At 64.5% G+C, this 16245-nt stretch carries 17 protein-coding genes; 8 read left to right on the top strand and 9 right to left on the bottom strand.

Features of this window, described 5'->3' with window-relative positions; genetic code table 11:
- Positions 1-59: 59 nt before the first annotated feature.
- Entirely contained in the window at positions 60-1127 is a 1068-nt protein-coding gene (locus ACIPXZ_RS09225) for a quinone-dependent dihydroorotate dehydrogenase (protein WP_400592800.1), read from the top strand.
- A gap of 69 nt (positions 1128-1196) precedes the next feature.
- Here ACIPXZ_RS09225 and ACIPXZ_RS09220 read toward each other — a convergent pair whose 3' ends face one another.
- Positions 1197-1781 (bottom strand): DUF3043 domain-containing protein, encoded by a 585-nt coding sequence (locus tag ACIPXZ_RS09220; RefSeq protein WP_400592797.1) that lies wholly within the window; start codon positions 1779-1781, stop codon positions 1197-1199.
- 105 nt (positions 1782-1886) lie between these two features.
- Between ACIPXZ_RS09220 and ACIPXZ_RS09215 the strand changes: the two genes are divergently transcribed.
- The 5 genes from ACIPXZ_RS09215 (at position 1887) to ACIPXZ_RS09195 (ending at position 6963) form a co-directional block, all read left to right on the top strand.
- Positions 1887-3296 (top strand): dipeptidase, encoded by a 1410-nt coding sequence (locus ACIPXZ_RS09215; RefSeq protein ID WP_400592794.1) that lies wholly within the window; start codon positions 1887-1889, stop codon positions 3294-3296.
- A 138-nt stretch (positions 3297-3434) separates the two neighbouring features.
- Positions 3435-3815 carry a HesB/IscA family protein gene (locus ACIPXZ_RS09210; RefSeq protein ID WP_400592791.1) on the top strand — a complete coding sequence of 127 codons (381 nt, stop codon included), beginning with the start codon at positions 3435-3437 and terminating at the stop codon, positions 3813-3815.
- 181 nt (positions 3816-3996) lie between these two features.
- Positions 3997-4869, top strand: a complete 873-nt coding sequence (coxB, locus tag ACIPXZ_RS09205; RefSeq protein WP_400592789.1) for a cytochrome c oxidase subunit II — start codon at positions 3997-3999, stop codon at positions 4867-4869.
- A 10-nt stretch (positions 4870-4879) separates the two neighbouring features.
- Positions 4880-6565, top strand: a complete 1686-nt coding sequence (ctaD, locus tag ACIPXZ_RS09200; RefSeq protein WP_400592786.1) for a cytochrome c oxidase subunit I — start codon at positions 4880-4882, stop codon at positions 6563-6565.
- A complete protein-coding gene (locus ACIPXZ_RS09195; RefSeq protein WP_400592784.1) occupies positions 6562-6963 on the top strand; it encodes a cytochrome c oxidase subunit 4 in 402 nt (133 codons plus the stop codon). The genes ctaD and ACIPXZ_RS09195 overlap by 4 nt, the downstream gene beginning before the upstream one ends.
- A gap of 104 nt (positions 6964-7067) precedes the next feature.
- On the opposite strand, the gene ACIPXZ_RS09190 is transcribed toward ACIPXZ_RS09195, so the two are convergent.
- A complete protein-coding gene (locus ACIPXZ_RS09190; RefSeq protein ID WP_400592781.1) occupies positions 7068-7343 on the bottom strand; it encodes an HPr family phosphocarrier protein in 276 nt (91 codons plus the stop codon).
- 88 nt (positions 7344-7431) lie between these two features.
- Between ACIPXZ_RS09190 and ACIPXZ_RS09185 the strand changes: the two genes are divergently transcribed.
- A complete protein-coding gene (locus ACIPXZ_RS09185; RefSeq protein ID WP_400592778.1) occupies positions 7432-8226 on the top strand; it encodes a GntR family transcriptional regulator in 795 nt (264 codons plus the stop codon).
- A 314-nt stretch (positions 8227-8540) separates the two neighbouring features.
- On the opposite strand, the gene ACIPXZ_RS09180 is transcribed toward ACIPXZ_RS09185, so the two are convergent.
- From ACIPXZ_RS09180 to ACIPXZ_RS09165, 4 genes are all read right to left on the bottom strand, one after another.
- Complete coding sequence (locus ACIPXZ_RS09180) at positions 8541-10232, bottom strand: cytochrome bc complex cytochrome b subunit (RefSeq protein ID WP_400592775.1); 1692 nt, start codon at positions 10230-10232, stop codon at positions 8541-8543.
- Positions 10210-11280 carry a Rieske 2Fe-2S domain-containing protein gene (locus ACIPXZ_RS09175; RefSeq protein ID WP_400592772.1) on the bottom strand — a complete coding sequence of 357 codons (1071 nt, stop codon included), beginning with the start codon at positions 11278-11280 and terminating at the stop codon, positions 10210-10212. The genes ACIPXZ_RS09180 and ACIPXZ_RS09175 overlap by 23 nt, the downstream gene beginning before the upstream one ends.
- Before the next feature lie 94 nt (positions 11281-11374).
- Positions 11375-12163 (bottom strand): c-type cytochrome, encoded by a 789-nt coding sequence (locus tag ACIPXZ_RS09170; protein WP_400592769.1) that lies wholly within the window; start codon positions 12161-12163, stop codon positions 11375-11377.
- 85 nt (positions 12164-12248) lie between these two features.
- Positions 12249-12827: a heme-copper oxidase subunit III gene (locus ACIPXZ_RS09165; protein WP_400592766.1), complete on the bottom strand. Its 579-nt coding sequence runs from the start codon at positions 12825-12827 to the stop codon at positions 12249-12251.
- 232 nt (positions 12828-13059) lie between these two features.
- Between ACIPXZ_RS09165 and trpD the strand changes: the two genes are divergently transcribed.
- Entirely contained in the window at positions 13060-14118 is a 1059-nt protein-coding gene (gene trpD, locus ACIPXZ_RS09160) for an anthranilate phosphoribosyltransferase (protein ID WP_400592763.1), read from the top strand.
- Between the two features lie 81 nt (positions 14119-14199).
- Here the strand turns inward: trpD and ACIPXZ_RS09155 are convergent, their stop codons facing one another.
- Genes ACIPXZ_RS09155 through rlmC form a run of 3 tightly spaced genes read right to left on the bottom strand, consistent with a single transcriptional unit; the run spans position 14200 to position 16089 of the window.
- Positions 14200-14481, bottom strand: coding sequence for an Lrp/AsnC family transcriptional regulator (locus tag ACIPXZ_RS09155; RefSeq protein WP_400592761.1), 282 nt, complete (start codon positions 14479-14481; stop codon positions 14200-14202).
- 49 nt (positions 14482-14530) lie between these two features.
- Entirely contained in the window at positions 14531-14923 is a 393-nt protein-coding gene (locus ACIPXZ_RS09150) for a DUF3054 domain-containing protein (protein ID WP_400592758.1), read from the bottom strand.
- 14 nt (positions 14924-14937) lie between these two features.
- Entirely contained in the window at positions 14938-16089 is a 1152-nt protein-coding gene (rlmC, locus tag ACIPXZ_RS09145; RefSeq protein ID WP_400592755.1) for a 23S rRNA (uracil(747)-C(5))-methyltransferase RlmC, read from the bottom strand.
- Between the last annotated feature and the right edge of the window lie 156 nt (positions 16090-16245).

Genomic DNA, 16245 nt, shown 5'->3' with positions numbered 1-16245 from the left:
ATCCTAGTCCTGGCAGCTCTTCATTTGTCTGGGGTGCTCTGAGGGGAAAAAATGGACTCATGCGCATTTATCCCACCGTCTTCCGCCTTGCCTTCTCCTGGATGGATCCGGAGAAGGCCCACCGGATCGGTTACCAGGCGATCCGATTCTTCAACACGGCAGGAGCCGGGGGACTGCTGCACCGTATCAACCGTCCGCACCCTGCGCTGAAGACCCGCGCTCTCGGCCTGGACTTCCCGTCGCCTTTCGGCCTCGCCGCCGGCTTCGACAAGGAAGGGCTGGCCATCGAGGCTCTCGCCGCGATGGGTTTCGGGCACATCGAGGCAGGCACCATCACGGGTTCTGCTCAGCCGGGCAATGAGAAGCCGCGTCTCTTCCGTCTGGTCGAGGACCGGGCGGTGATCAACCGGATGGGGTTCAACAACGACGGCGCCGTCGAGGTCGCTCCGCGGATCGCGGCCGCGCGCGCCGCGCTGTCACGGAAGTACCCGGGGGTCCGCCCGGTGATCGGGGTGAACATCGGCAAGACCAAGGTGGTGGAGCTGGAGCATGCCACGGAGGACTATCTGCTGAGCACGAGGACCCTGGCGCCTCAGGCCGATTATCTGGTGGTCAATGTCAGCTCACCGAACACCCCCGGCCTGCGGCTGCTGCAGAACGTGGACTCTTTGCGTCCGCTCCTGGAGGCGGTCGGCGAGGAGGCTGACCGCAGCGCAGGCCGTCATGTCCCCCTGCTGGTGAAGATCGCTCCGGATCTCAATGATGAGGATCTCGACGACGTCGCGCGGCTGGCAGTCGATCTGGGCCTGGACGGGATCATCGCCACGAACACGACGATCGGGCGGGAGGGCCTTGAGGCCCCCGCCGAGAAGGTGGAGGCCTGCGGGGCGGGCGGACTCTCCGGAGCTCCGCTGAAGGCCCGCTCGCTGGAGGTGCTTCAGCGACTCCGCGCCCAGGTCCCCCAGGAGATGACGATCATTTCGGTGGGCGGTGTCGAGACCGCGGACGATGTTCAGGAGCGGCTCGACGCCGGGGCGAACCTTGTGCAGGGCTACACGGCTTTCCTGTACGAAGGACCGTTCTGGGCCGGCCACATCAACCGCGGTCTCGCCAAGCTGCGTCGGTAGCCACCATGACGAAAGGCGCCGTCCCACCCCTCAACGGGTGGGACGGCGCCTTTCGTGCGGCCGGCTGAATTACTCGGGGCGCTGCCCGCGGCTCACCTGAGGCTTCGGCAGACGCAGCTTCCGGAACTGCAAGGCCCGCATGCAGCCGTACCAGACGGTGCCGCGTTCGACCTGTCCGAACTTGTTGGTCAGGGCCTTCTTGAGACGCCGGCTCAGCCAGAAGGTGTCGACGAAGACGACGAGGAACATGACCCAGAAAGCCGCCAGGACGATCCACTGGCCGTCGCTGCGCTGGGGGACCACCAATGAGACCACCACGAAGATGAGCGCACCGAACATCAGGAACTCGCCGACATTGAAGCGGGAGTCCACGAGGTCACGGGCGAATCGCTTCTGCGGACCCTTGTCGCGGACCGGAAGGAAACGCTCATCTCCGGTGTCCATGGCTGAACGCACCTTGGCGCGCTGCTCGGCGACGGCGAGGCGCTCGGCCTGCTTGGAGGCCTTCCGGTCCTCCGGGACCAAAGGCCGCTTGCGCGCTGCCACCTGATCCTTCCGCTTAGGGGTGGGGGCGCCTTTGCCGGCCAGGGGAGCGGCGGGGCTCACCTCGGTCTCGGCCGGCGACTGGGGCTCGTCCTTCTTTCGTCCAAACACCCCACAAGGATACTCGTTGCGGACCGTCCCCACGCCATTCCGCAGCTCATCCGATCTCACGGACGCTTCAGCCTGGTGAGAAGGCTTCGCAGGTAGGCTGGGCGCATGACTTCTCACGAGGAAAACACCCTGGCCGCAGCCGGCCCACACGCCGAGGCACTGCGCGCAGCGATCGACGAGTCCTTCACCGGAACCCTTGAGACCCTCAAGGATCTTGTCGCCATTCCGGGCATCGCCTGGGCGAGCTTCGACGCGAGCCAGCTGGACCGCAGCGCAGCGGCCGTCGCCGAGCTCGCCGAAGCCGCAGGTTTCCCGCAGGTCGGCGTGCACCGGGCCGCCAAGGAGGACGGAACGCCGGGTGGGCCCGCCGTCGTCGCCCGCCGCCTGGCGAAGGAGGGCAAGCCCACCGTCCTGCTGTACGCGCACCACGATGTGCAGCCCCCTGGAGACACCGCGCTCTGGGAGTCTGCGCCGTTCGTCGCGGTTGAGCGGGACGGTCGCCTGTACGGCCGTGGCGCGGCCGACGACAAGGCGGGGATCATGGTTCACCTCGCCGCAAGCGCGGCCGTGGCGAAGGTCCTCGGGGACGAGCTCGGCCTCGGTGTGACGCTGTTCATCGAAGGCGAGGAAGAGGCCGGGTCCCCGACGTTCCGGGCGTTCCTCGAGGAACACCAGGCCGAGCTGGCCGCCGACGTGATCGTGGTCGCCGATTCGAGCAACTGGAAGATCGGCGTCCCGGCGCTCACCACGAGTCTCCGGGGACTGGTGGACGGCACGGTGGAGGTTCGCGTCCTCGATCACGCCGTGCATTCCGGCATGTTCGGCGGGCCGGTGCTGGATGCACCGACGCTGCTGGCGCGGCTCATCAGCACCTTCCACGATGAGAAGGGCAACGTCGCGATCGCCGGACTGGTCTCCCACGACGACGCCGACGTCGACATGCCGGAGGCGGATTACCGTGCGGACGCCTCGGTGCTCGACGGCGTGCGGCTTGCGGGAGAGGGAAGCATCACCTCCCGGATCTGGACCAAGCCGGCCCTGTCCATCATCGGCATCGATGCGCCCAGCGTGGAGGTGGCCAGCAACACGCTCCTGCCGGCGGCCCGGGCCAAGTTCAGCCTGCGCATCGCCCCGGGTCAGTCCCCGGAAGCAGCCATGGACGCGGTCCGCGCACATGTGGAGTCAAACGCTCCGTTCGGTGCCCAGGTGACCTTCACGCCGGGGGAGATGGGCAACCCGTTCGCGGTCGACATGGGATCGCCGGCCGCTCGTCTGATGATGGAGTCCTTGGCCCAGGCCTGGGGGACCGAATCGGTCGGAACGGGCATCGGCGGCTCCATCCCGTTCATCGCAGAGCTCGTGGAGCTCTACCCGCAGGCGCAGATCCTGGTCACCGGCGTCGAGGATCCCGACTCCCGCGCACACAGCGCCAACGAATCTCTGCACATCGCGGAGTTCCGTAAGGCGATCCTGGCGGAAGCCCTCCTCTTGCTCGCACTCAACGACGGGCACTGAGCCTCTCCGGGAAGAAGAAAGGGGCCGCGCGCGTTGACCTGAGTGTTAAGGCGTGTGGGCCATCCGCCGTAGCATAGTCAGAGACGTAACGTCCCTGGGTCATGACAGGCCCCGGGAAGATGAAAGAGGAGAACCGCCATGAGCACCAGCACCAGTGAGAACGTCGCTGCCACCACCGATGACGGGCTGCCGAGCCACGAGGTCCTGCTCAGCGACGTGGCCGCGGACAAGGTCCGAAGCCTCCTCGAGCAGGAAGGCCGTACCGATCTGCGCCTGCGGGTCGCCGTGCAGCCGGGTGGCTGCTCCGGCCTGATCTACCAGCTGTACTTCGACGAGCGTGTCCTGGACGGCGACTCGGTCCGCGATTTCGACGGTGTCGAGGTCGTGGTGGACAAGATGAGCGTTCCGTACCTGAGCGGCGCTTCCATCGACTTCGAAGACACCATTTCCAAGCAGGGCTTCACCATCGACAACCCGAATGCGGGAGGGTCCTGCGCCTGCGGCGACTCGTTCCACTGAGCCCTGCCCCACCACGACAGCCGTGTGCTGCGCACGTCACTCAAGAATGTGCGACGCACACGGCTGTTGTGTGAGCAAAACGCTGTTCGTAGCGGTAAGCTCTACATCGGGTAGTAAAACTCAAAGCTTGTGGTGCCATAAAAACGTCGCCACGTGCAGAAACAAAGAGGAAGGGCCGTCTGTGAGTTCGCAGAACCGAACCGGCAGCCGACGCGGGAAGATCACGGCGATCACCGGCGTCGCCGTAGCCGGTGCGTTGGCATTGACCGGATGTTCATCGGAGGTCGCCAGGGGGTGGCTTCCTTCTGACAAGGACGTCACCAATCACACCGGTCGGATCATCGACCTCTGGGTGAACTCATGGATCGCCGCTATTGCCGTCGGCATCGTCACCTGGGGTCTGATCATCTGGTGCATCATCGCCTACCGTCGGCGGAAGGGCACCACCGGCTTCCCGAAGCAGCTGAGCTACAACCTGCCGCTCGAGGTCTTCTATCTGACGATCCCGCTGTTCATGGTTCTGGTCTTCTTCTACTTCACCGACCGTGACCAGCAGGCGATCGATGACCGCTCGAAGCCGGCCGACGTCGTCGTCGACGTCCGTGGCAAGCAGTGGGCATGGGACTTCAACTACAAGCAGGGCAACGTCATTCAGCAGCCGGTCTACGAAGGCGGCGTTCAGGCGCACCTGACCGGTAATGACGTGGACAAGGACAAGCTCCCCACCCTGTACCTGCCCGTGAACAAGAGCGTCGAGCTGGAGCTCAACTCCCGCGACGTCATTCACTCCTTCTGGGTCCCCGCCTTCCTGCAGAAGCGCGACATGATCCCGGGCAAGACGAACTACCTGAACTTCACGCCCACGAAGGAAGGCACCTACGACGGTAAGTGCGCCGAGCTCTGCGGTGAGTACCACTCCGAGATGCTCTTCCGCGTGAAGGTGGTTTCCGAGGCCGAGTTCCAGGCCCATATGGAAGATCTCCGCAAGCAGGGCAATACGGGCGAGCTTGGCAACAAGTACGACCGCAACCCGAATCTGAACGCAAAGAACTAAGGGACGTCTCGTGGCTACCTACACTCAACCCGCTGGGGTCCTGGACGCACCTGTGGTGCCGAAGTCCAAGGGCCGGATCGTGGTCAACTGGATCACGTCCACCGACCACAAGACGATCGGGTACATGTACCTGATCGCCTCGTTCATCTTCTTCTGCCTGGGCGGCGTCATGGCGCTGCTCATCCGTGCGGAGCTCTTCGAGCCCGGCATGCAGATCCTGCAGACCAAGGAACAGTACAACCAGCTGTTCACGATGCACGGCACGGTCATGCTCCTGATGTTCGCCACGCCGCTCTTCGCCGGCTTCGCAAACGTCATCATGCCCCTGCAGATCGGCGCACCCGACGTCGCCTTCCCGCGACTGAACGCGCTGGCCTTCTGGTTCTTCCTGTTCGGCTCCACCATCGCGGTCTCCGGCTTCATCACCCCTCAGGGTGCCGCCTCCTTCGGCTGGTTCGCCTACGCGCCGCTGTCCAATACGACGTTCTCTCCCGGTGTGGGTGGTGACCTCTGGGTGTTCGGCCTCGGCCTCTCCGGCTTCGGCACGATCCTGGGCGCGGTCAACTTCATCACCACGATCGTCTGCATGCGTGCCCCGGGCATGACCATGTGGCGCATGCCGATCTTCACCTGGAACACCCTGATCACGGCCATCCTGGTCCTGATGGCGTTCCCCCCGCTGGCTGCGGCCCTGTTCGGCCTGGGTGCCGACCGTCGCTTCGGAGCACACATCTTCGACCCGGAGAACGGCGGAGCCGTGCTCTGGCAGCACTTGTTCTGGTTCTTCGGTCACCCCGAGGTGTACATCATCGCGCTGCCGTTCTTCGGCATCGTTTCGGAGATCTTCCCGGTCTTCAGCCGTAAACCGATCTTCGGTTACAAGGGCCTGGTCTACGCCACGATCTCGATCGCGGCCCTCTCGGTCACGGTGTGGGCACACCACATGTACGTCACCGGTTCCGTGCTGCTTCCGTTCTTCTCCTTCATGACGATGCTGATCGCGGTCCCGACCGGCGTGAAGTTCTTCAACTGGATCGGAACACTCTGGGGAGGCTCGATCACCTTCGAGACCCCGATGCTCTGGAGCCTCGGCTTCATGGTCACCTTCCTCTTCGGTGGTCTGACCGGCATCATCCTCTCCTCGCCGCCGCTGGACTTCCAGCTTTCCGACAGCTACTTCGTGGTTGCGCACTTCCATTACGTCGTCTTCGGCACCGTGGTGTTCGCGATGTTCGCAGGCTTCTACTTCTGGTGGCCGAAGTGGACGGGCAAGATGCTCAACGAGCGCCTTGGCAAGATCCACTTCTGGATGCTGTTCCTCGGCTTCCACGGAACCTTCCTGATCCAGCACTGGCTGGGTGTGCTCGGCATGCCGCGTCGTTACGCGGATTACATGCCGCAGGACAACTTCACGTTCATGAACCAGTTCTCCACGATCTCCTCCTTCGTCCTGGGCGCGTCCCTGATCCCGTTCTTCTGGAATGTGTACATCACGTGGCGCAGCGACAAGAAGGTCACTGTGGATGACCCGTGGGGCTTCGGTGCTTCGCTCGAGTGGGCCACGTCCTGCCCGCCGCCGCGCCACAACTTCACGTCCATCCCGCGTATCCGCTCTGAGCGTCCCGCGCTGGATCTGCACCACCCGGAGCTCGCTCCGGCTCACACCTCCGCAGTATCGAAGGGAGTCGCCAAGTGAAAATCGAGTCCTGGCTCTTCGGAACCGGCGTCTTCTTCTTCGTCCCGGTTTCCATCGTCTACGGTTTCCTGACCAACTGGACCGAGTGGGTCGGCATCCTCGGCATCCTCCTGGTGGGCGGCCTGGCCGGCATGATCGGCTTCTACCTCGGCTTCACCGGCAAGCGCGTCGGTATGCGTCCTGAGGACCGCGAGGACGCCGAGATCCATGAAGGCGCCGGCGAGCAGGGCCACTTCAGCCCTTGGAGCTGGTGGCCGCTGGTCCTCGGCCTCGCGTGCGCCGGTGGTTTCCTCGGCCTCGCGGTCGGCTGGTGGATCCTCTTCATCGCAGCAGGCCTGGCCGTCGTGGCTCTGGTCGGCTGGGTGTTCGAGTACAGCCGAGGCGATCACGCTCACTGAGTGACTCTTCGCAGCTGACGACAGACGACGGCGGCCCTTCCTTCGGGAGGGGCCGCCGTCGTCTGTTCAGGTGCGGGGATGGCGGCAGCGCCGCCGCCCGAGGCTCAGCGCTGAGTCTCCAGAAGCTCCTTGAGTCGTTCGAGCGTCGTCTGCGCGGCGGGGGAGCGGTACTTGTCATCGTCGAGCCCCAGGACGACGTCCGTGCCCTGGGTGAAGTCCGCTGTCATGACCTCCAGCAGTGACCGGGCGTCGACGGGTTCCTGGCCCACCTTCGCGATGGTGACCGGCAGCTCCGTTTCGGTGACGGCGCGGACGAAGTCGGCGGCGGGCCTGGCATGCAGTCCGATCGCGGCGGCGATGCGGGCGCGGACGAGGGGCACGGGTACTCCTAGGAATTCATTAGACCGGTACAGCTATCTGAACAAGAATAGTAGCTGTCAACCGTTCATCCGCGTCCACGGAGTCAGCATGCCCATCAGCGCCTCGGCCATCAGCGGTGAGATCGACAGGAACAGCCCTGTACCGCTCTATGAGCAGCTCAAATCGCTCCTGCTGGCATTCATCGACAGCAGTTGTCAGCCGGGAGCCGAGCTGCCCTCAGAGCGCGCGCTGTGTGAGCGTTTCGCCCTCGCCCGCATGACGGTACGCCAGGCCCTGGATTCCCTCGCGCGGGACAATGTGGTGGACCGGATGGTCGGCGTGGGCACCTTCGTGCACCGCCCCAAGATGGATCTTCAGCTCAAGCTGACCTCGTACAGCGAGGAAATGCAGCGCCGAGGCATGGTGCCGACGTCGCGCGTACTGAGCTTCGAGGAGATCAGGTCGAATGCCCATCTGGCCAGGGAACTGGAGGTCGCGGAAGGCACAGCGGTAGTGCGCTTCCGGCGGCTCCTGTTGGCCGACAATGAGCCGATGAGCGTCGACGAGAACTTCATCCTGTCCTCCCGTGCGCCCGGCATCACGGCAGGCAAGGCTCCGGTGTCCCTGTATGGCGAACTCGAGCAGAACTATGGCCTGGTGATGGACTGGGGTGAGGACATCGTCGAGGCCACCGCGGCGAGCCCATCGGTAGCCACGTTGCTCAAGGTGGACATCGGGTCCCCGCTGTTGAAGATCCAGCGCCATGCGTACGTGGCGGAGACCATCGTGGACTACTCGGTGTCCTATTACCGTGCGGACCGCTACTCCTTGCGTGTCCCTCTCCAACGGCAGGGCAAGAAGTCCCCGAGGAACTACCGCTCCGCGCCTCCGCCCGGGGTGTGACGGCCGGCGCTGGATCAAGACCCCTGCTGCTGTTCTGTTGTCTTGTAGAACTCTGCGGTAGTCGGCTCCGCACCACGTGCATGCGAGTCATCAGCGTCGACGTCACCATTCCCGATGGCCGAGTCCGCTACTGGGGGAGCGAGTCCGCTACCCGGGATCGCTGATTCACGCCTCCAGTAGCGGACTCGGCCGGGCAGCGGTTCCGTACACGGCCCAGCGGCTGGGTCGACGGGCGTCGGAAGACGGTCTTACCGCAGAGACGAAGAAGGCCCCCACCCGAGCGGGTGGGGGCCTTCTTCGTCAGAGCAGGAGACTCAGTGGCTCAGGCTCTTGCTGTCATCAGAGGACTCGATCTCTCCGTGGTGCCCATGGGCGTGAGACGCCTCGAGCTCTGCGGGAGTGACCGGTGCGACGCGATCCTCGAAGAACCACTGAGAGAACTTCGCACGGCGCCGTTCCTTGCGGTCCACCACACCCTGCGCATTCGGCTGTGCCGGCAGCGGCTCGGGGGACTCGAAGGAGACGAGACGGTAGCGCTTGTACTCGTTGAGCGGCTCATGGACCTCGATGAACTCACCGTGCGGCAGGCGCACGATGCGTCCGGTCTCGCGGCCGTGCAGGGCGATCTCACGATCCTTGCGCTGCAAGGCCAGCGCGACGCGCTTTGCCACCATGAATCCGATGATCGGGCCGATGAAGAACAGGGCCCGGAGCCAATACGTCACATCGTTCAGGGACACGTGGAAGTGTGTGGCGATGAGGTCGGAGCTGGCTGCTGCCCACATGACGCAGTAGAAGATGAATCCAGCGACGCCGATGCCGGTACGAGTCGGTGCGTTACGCGGGCGGTCCAGCACGTGGTGCTCGCGGTTGTCCTTCGTGATCCAGCGTTCGATCCACGGGTAGGTGAAGAGAACGGTGAAGACGATGCCGGCCGGAACGAGCGCCGGAAGCAGGACGTTCAGCGTCAGGACGTGCCCGAAGATGATGAATTCGAAGTGCTGGCGGTATCCGTCGAGGGAACCGATCACACCTGGCATCAGACGGAGGGCGCCGTCGACCCAGCCGATGTACCAGTCAGGCTGGGTGCCTGCGGACACGGGGGAGGGATCGTACGGGCCGTAGTTCCAGATCGGGTTGATGGTGAAGAAACCTGCCATCAGAGCGATCACGCCGAAGACGATGAAGAAGAAGCCGCCTGCCTTGGCCGCGTACACCGGGCCGAGCGGGTAGCCGACGACGTTGCGGTCGTTACGGCCGGGGCCGGGGTACTGCGTGTGCTTGTGGACGACCACCATGAACAGGTGGACGGCGACCATCAGCAGAATCAGTGCCGGGATCAGGAGGATGTGCAACACGTACAGGCGGCCGATGATCGCGGTGCCCGGGAACTCCCCGCCGAAGAGGAAGAAGGAGATCCAGGTTCCGATGACCGGGATGGACTTGATCACACCGTCGATGATGCGCAGGCCGTTGCCGGAGAGCAGATCATCGGGGAGGGAGTAACCGGTGAAGCCGGCGGCCATGGCCAGGATGATCAGAACGCCACCCACGACCCAGTTCAGCTCACGCGGCTTCCGGAAGGCGCCGGTGAAGAACACGCGCAGCATGTGCACCGAAACAGATGCTACGAAGAGCAGCGCCGCCCAGTGGTGCACCTGACGCATGAACAGGCCGCCACGCACCTCGAAGGAGATGTTGAGCGACGAGTTGTACGCTACCGACATCTCGACGTTGTACAGCGGCGAATAGCTGCCGTGGTAGTGCGTCTCGGCCATCGACGGGTCGAAGAAGAACGTCAGGAAGGTGCCGGACATCAGGAGGATGACGAAGGAGTACAGAGCCACCTCGCCAAACATGAACGACCAGTGGTCCGGGAAGACCTTCCGGCCGAATTCCTTCAGGATTCCGGACCCACCGACGCGCTGGTCGACGAAGTCGGTGAAGCGGCCGAACTTGGTCTCCGCCTCGTAGGTGGAGTGCTCAGCTGTTGAGGCGGCGCTCATGCTCGTCACGCTCCCAGTAACTCGGTCCAACAGGTTCCTTGAAATCGCTCGTCGCCACGAGGTATCCCTCGTCGTCGACGGCGATGGGCAGCTGCGGCAGCGGGCGGCTTGCCGGGCCGAAGATCACGGCGCACTCGTTCGTCAGGTCGAAGGTCGACTGGTGACACGGGCACAGCAGGTGGTGCGTCTGCTGCTCGTAGAGAGCAACGGGGCAGCCGACGTGGGTGCAGATCTTCGAGTAGGCCACGATGCCGTTGTAAGCCCAGCTCTCGCGCCCGGGGGAGGGGTGAAGCTCATCCGGGTTGAGGCGCATGAGCAGCACGACGGCCTTGGCCTTCTCGTTCAGCTTGCCGGTCTCGAGGTCGTTCAGGCCCTCCGGAATGACGTGGAAGGCCGAGCCGATCGTGACATCCGCAGCCCGGATGGGGGTTCCATCGGGGTCGCGGGTCAGGCGCTTGAGCTTGCCGTCCTTCGGAGCCCACATGGTGTGTGCCAGCTTGTCGTCCGGGCGGGGGCCCAGATCACCGAAAACGGCCAGCGCGGGCAGCGGGGCCAGCGCCACAGCACCCAGAAGGGTGTTGCGGATCAACGGGCGGCGCTTGATGCCGGATTCCTCGATGATGGTGTCGGCGATCGCCACAGCGGCCTGACGGTCTTCTTCGGAACGCAGCTCATGGCGCTCCTCCGAGACCTCGTGGTCAGGCATGAGCGTCTTGGCCCAGTGCACGATGCCGGTGCCGATACCGAGCATTGCGAAAGCGGTGCCCACACCCAGCAGCATGTTCTGCAGACCGATGTCCTTGGTGCTGGACGTGTTGGTCAGGTCGATGGCGAAGTACGCCACCAGGAAGACCAAGGTGCCAATCACGGACACGAAGAACAGAATCGCGACCTGACGTTCCGCGCGCTTGGCGGCCTTGGGGTCTTTGTCGGCCAGTCGCGGACGATGAGGGGGGATTCCAGGATCCTGGAATGCTCCTTCATCGTGCTGACCAGCCGTAGCTACGGTGCTCGAGCTTGTCGAGCTGCCGTCACTATGGTTGCCCATGGTTCCCCTTTTTCCCTCTCTGAGTTCGGCTACTGCCGAGGTTCTTGAATGTCTACGCCGCTGTCAATGCAGCGACCACGTGGTGCGCGCTTCGTCAGCTGCTGCGCGAAGTGAGCCAGATCGTGAAGCCGATGATCACAGCCAGTGCCGCAGTCCACACGAAGAGACCTTCGGAGACGGGACCAAGGGAGCCCAGTTCCGCTCCACCCGGCGACGGGTTGTTCTCGATGGTCTTCAGGAAGGTGATGATGTCCCGCTTGCCTTCCGGAGAGATGTTCGCATCGTTGAAGACGGGCATGTTCTGCGGGCCGGTGACCATGGCCTCGTAGATGTGCGCGCTCGATACGCCGTGCAGGCTCGGAGCGAACTTACCGCGGGTCAGCGCGCCACCGGCGGCTGCGGCGTTATGGCACATGGCGCAGTTCACGCGGAACAGCTCGCCACCCTTGGCCGGATCGCCCTGACCATCGATGATGTGTGCGTCCGGGACGCTGGGGCCGGGGGCCAGGGATGCGACGTAAGCCGCGAGCTGGCGGGTCTGCTCTTCATTGAACTGAGCCGGCTTGACCTGAGCCTGCGGGCCGTTCATCTGCATCGGCATGCGGCCCGTTCCAACCTGGAAGTCAACCGCTGCGGCACCGACGCCGACCAGCGAAGGACCTGCCTGGGTGCCGGAGGCGCCCATGCCGTGACAGGTGGAGCAGTTGGCCACGAAGATCTTCTTGCCTTCTTCAACATCGCCGGCGCTGTAGCTCTTCGTCTCGGCCTTGGCCTGGTTGGCCGTCGAGGCGGCAGCGTAAAGGCCACCGGTGAAGAGCAGGCCCAGCAACAGCAAGGCGATTGCCGCGAGCGGATGACGTCGCTTCAGGGAAAGTGCCTTCACTTGGTGGTTCCTTTGATCGATCGTGTGTCTGCCGCCCGGGCAGACACGGAGTTTTCTTTGCCGTGTTCAGTGCTCAAGGCACGTCTCACTTCAGGACGTAGATGACCAGGAAGAGCCCGATCCAGACGACGTCGACGAAGTGCCAGTAGTAAGAGGTCACGATGGCGGACGTCGCCTCGAAATGACCGAACTTCTTGGCTGCGAAGGAGCGGCCCAGGATGAACAGGAAGGCAATGAGGCCGCCGATGACGTGCAGGCCGTGGAAGCCGGTGGTCATGTAGAAGGCGGAACCGTACGCATTGGCGTTCAGGGTCACGTGCTCGCTGGTCAGCATGGCGTACTCAGTGGACTGGCCGGCCACGAAGAAGGCACCCATGAGGAACGTCAGGACGAACCATTCGTTCATGCCCCAGCGGGCGACCTGGAAGAAGCCTCCCGTGCGGCGAGGCTGGAGCCGCTCTGCGGCGAAGACGCCCATCTGGCAGGCGACGGAGGAGAGCACCAGGACGATGGTGTTCACCAGTGCGAAGGGGAAGTTCAGCTTCGCGGTTTCCTCGGCCCAGAGCTCACCAGAGGTGGAGCGCAGGGTGAAGTACATGGCAAAAAGACCGGCGAAGAACATCAGCTCGCTGGACAGCCAGACCACGGTCCCAACGGAAACCATGTTTGGCCTGTTCAGCGTGGGATGCGCCGGGGTACTGGGGGCATGAGTCGCTGTGGTCACATAGACATTATGTCTGTAAAACGGCGCGCTGCCCAACGCAAAGCGCCGTTTCGGCTCACTTTTTCTACAGAGCTGCGAAAACGACAGTGGTTTTCCGCACCGGAAGGGGTGCTGCAGTTCACATTGCGGGCCTGACGGCGATGCCTCGATGGGACTCGATAGGATCTGTACCGTGACTAACGAGCGCCAGACCCCGCGAGTTCCCTGGACTTGGCCCCTGCTGATCGGGGCCCTCCTCAAAGGGGAGGATCTCCCTGCGGAGGCCACCGCCTGGGCCATGGGTCAGGTCATGGACGGAGCGGCGAGTCCCGCGCAGCTTGCAGGCTTCCTGGTGAGTCTGCGCGCCAAGGGTGAGACGGTCGAAGAACTGGACGGCCTGGCCGGAACCATGCTGGACCGGGCCGAGCGGATCGCCGTGCCCGGAGAGACTTTGGACATCGTCGGCACCGGGGGTGACGGCCTCGACACCGTGAACATCTCCACGATGTCTTCTTTGGTGGTCTCTGGTGCGGGGCACACCGTCATCAAGCACGGTAACCGCGGAGCCTCGACGAAGGCCGGTTCCGCGGATGTGATCGAAGCGCTCGGCGTGCGTCTGGATCTCCCCGCCGCCCGGGTCGCCGAGATCGCCCGGCAGGTGGGTATCACGCTGTGTTTCGCCCAGGTCTTCCACCCCTCGTTCCGGCACGCCGGCGTCGTCCGTCGCGATCTCGGGGTGCCCACGGCTTTCAACGTCCTCGGTCCCTTGACCAATCCGGCAGGGGTGACGGCCCAGGCCCTCGGCGTCGCCAATGAGCGGATGGCGCCGCTGCTGGCGGGCGTGTTGGCTCGCCGCGGAACCCGGGCCTTGGTGTTCCGGGGCGATGACGGACGGGACAAGATCACGACATCGGCGCCGTCGACGCTCTGGGAAGTGCGGGAGGGAACGGTCACGGAGCACCGTCTCGATCCCCGTGACTACGGGGTCGAGCTGGTTCCCGTCGAAGCACTCAAGGGATCCGAGCCCGATGAGAACGCCGCCCTGGTGCGACGTTTCCTGGCGGGGGAGCGAGGGGCGGTCCGCGACGCGGTGGTGCTGAACGCGGCCGCCGGCCTGGTCGCCGTCGCGCCCGGGCATGACGCTCCGCTGCCGGAGAGGCTGTCCGTCGCGATGCGGGTCGCCGAGGAGTCGATCGACTCGGGAGCGGCGGCAGATGTACTGGACCGCTGGGTGGAGGCCAGCCGCGGCTGACGTCCTGCGGCGGAATCTGAACCTGGATGAAACGGAGGGCGCCGGGATATTCCCGGCGCCCTCCGTCCGTGCGGTGAAGACTCAGTCGTCGATGCCCATCGAGAAGGCCTCGTCAAGGTCCTCTTTCGAATACGAGCGGAACGCGATGTGGGTGGTCGTGTGCACGACGGCGGGCACCTTGGAGAGCTTGTCGGCGATCACATCGGCCAGATCCTCGTGCTTGTTGACCTTGGCGATCGCGATGAGGTCCCAGTCACCGGTCACCGAGTAGACCTCCGAGATCCCCTCGATGGCGGCGATCTGCTGTGCGGATTCGGGGATCGATGAGGTGTCCGTCTTGATGTGCACGAATGCGGTGATCACGGCTGTCCTTCCGGGTGGTACGGGCTGTGGCTGCTCTGCGAGAACTCTATTACAGGGTCTTGCGCTTCAAGAGGAGCATGCGGGCAAGAGCCCAGAGCGCGCGCCAGCCGAGCAGGACCAGCGCGAGGAACAGTGCGGCCACGATGATGAAGGGGAGCACGACGACCTGGCCGGTGAGGGCCCTGAGGACCATGCCGCCCACCAAGGCGCCCAGCCAGACGCTGATGCCGGAGGGCCAAACGGCGAGAGGCCTCTTCCAGACGCGGCCGGCCACCCAGCCGATCGCAGCACCGGCAAGGAAAGGCCATGCGGTGGCGAGGACGCCCAGGGCGCCTTCGGTCTGGTGGTGGGCATCTCGTCCGATGGCTGCGAACAGGAGAATCAGCGCGGCATCAAGGACGGCGGCGGGCCAGAGGTGGCGGGGCGGCACAGGAGTGTTCATCTCTTCTTCCAGGTTCAGAGGTTTCGGCGGCGCAGCAGCACCATGGTCTCGTAGTGGTGACTCTGGGGGAACATGTCCATCAGACGCACCCGGATCGGTTCGAGACCCGGCATCCTGGCAAGGTCTTTGGCCAGCGTCACGGCGTTGCAGCTGGAGTACAGCACGTGCCGGGTGGGGGATTGGTCCAGGAGCGCGCACAGCTCGGCGCCAAGTCCCCTCCGGGGTGGGTTCACGATCACCATCTCGGGCTGTTCCTCAGCGTCACGGACGAACGCCGTGGCGTCTCCGGCTGCGAACTCCAATCCTCGCAGGCCCGCTTCGTCTGCACTGAGCTGTGCACTGGCGATCGCCTCTTCACTCATCTCGATGCCGGTGATCCGGGGGTGTCCCGCATCGCCGTCGGCAAGGGCGCGAGCACTGTGCAGCGCGAAGCCCCCGACCCCGCAGTAGAGATCCCACAGCGTGGCCGGACCCACCTCGCGCACCCAGTCACTGCCCTGCCGGTAGAGTTCGCGGGCCACGGCCGTGTTGGTCTGGAAGAAGCTGCGTGTGCGCAAATGAAGGGTCAGCCCATCCAGTCGCATCGGCAGGGACGACCGCTCGGTCAGCAGGATCTCCTGCTCTCCTTCCAAGGTGGCCTTGTGTTCGGGATGGATGTTCGCAGAGACGACGACGGCGTCCGGCAGTTCGTGCTGCAGAGCAGCCAGATGCTGACGGAGGCGGGGGAGAGGGGCCTCGCCGCTGAGGACGAAGCGCAACATCAGTTCCCCGTCGGGTGACTCGGTGACGAGTACATACTTCAGTTCGCCGCGTCGTTCAGGCACCGAGTAGGGCGTCAACCCTGCCGCGGTGATGAAAGCCGCAATGGCAGGGAGAGTCTGCGTCAGGCCGGGCGAACAGAGCCCGCAGGCTCTCAGATCGACTCCGAGCCCGTCGGCATCAAGGATCCCCAGGGTGGGAGAGCCAACGGTGCCGCCGACCACCATCTTGGCCTTGTTGCGGAATGCGGACTCGTCCGACGCGTAGCTGGGCAGCCAGGTGATCTCGCGGAAAGCGGAGAGCTGGTGTCTCAGGTGTGCTTCTTTGCTCTGAAGTTGTGCGGAATAGGGGATGCCCATCTCGGTGCAGGAACGGCAGAGGCCGGCGTCGAAGTAGTCACACTGCATAGCTCTTCAAGTCTAGTCGGGCGTGGGGGGGGGGGGGGGGGGGGGGGGGGGGGCGCCCCCGGCCCCCCCCCCCCCCCCGCCCCGGGCGGCGGGGGGGGGGTATGTAAGAGCGCCCAGACGCTGCCGAACCCCACAGCCGAGGCACCGGAACACAGC

This window comes from Arthrobacter sp. NPDC090010 (assembly GCF_044748305.1).
GTDB lineage: Bacteria > Actinomycetota > Actinomycetes > Actinomycetales > Micrococcaceae > Arthrobacter_E.
This window is presented reverse-complemented; position numbering and strand designations above follow the sequence as displayed.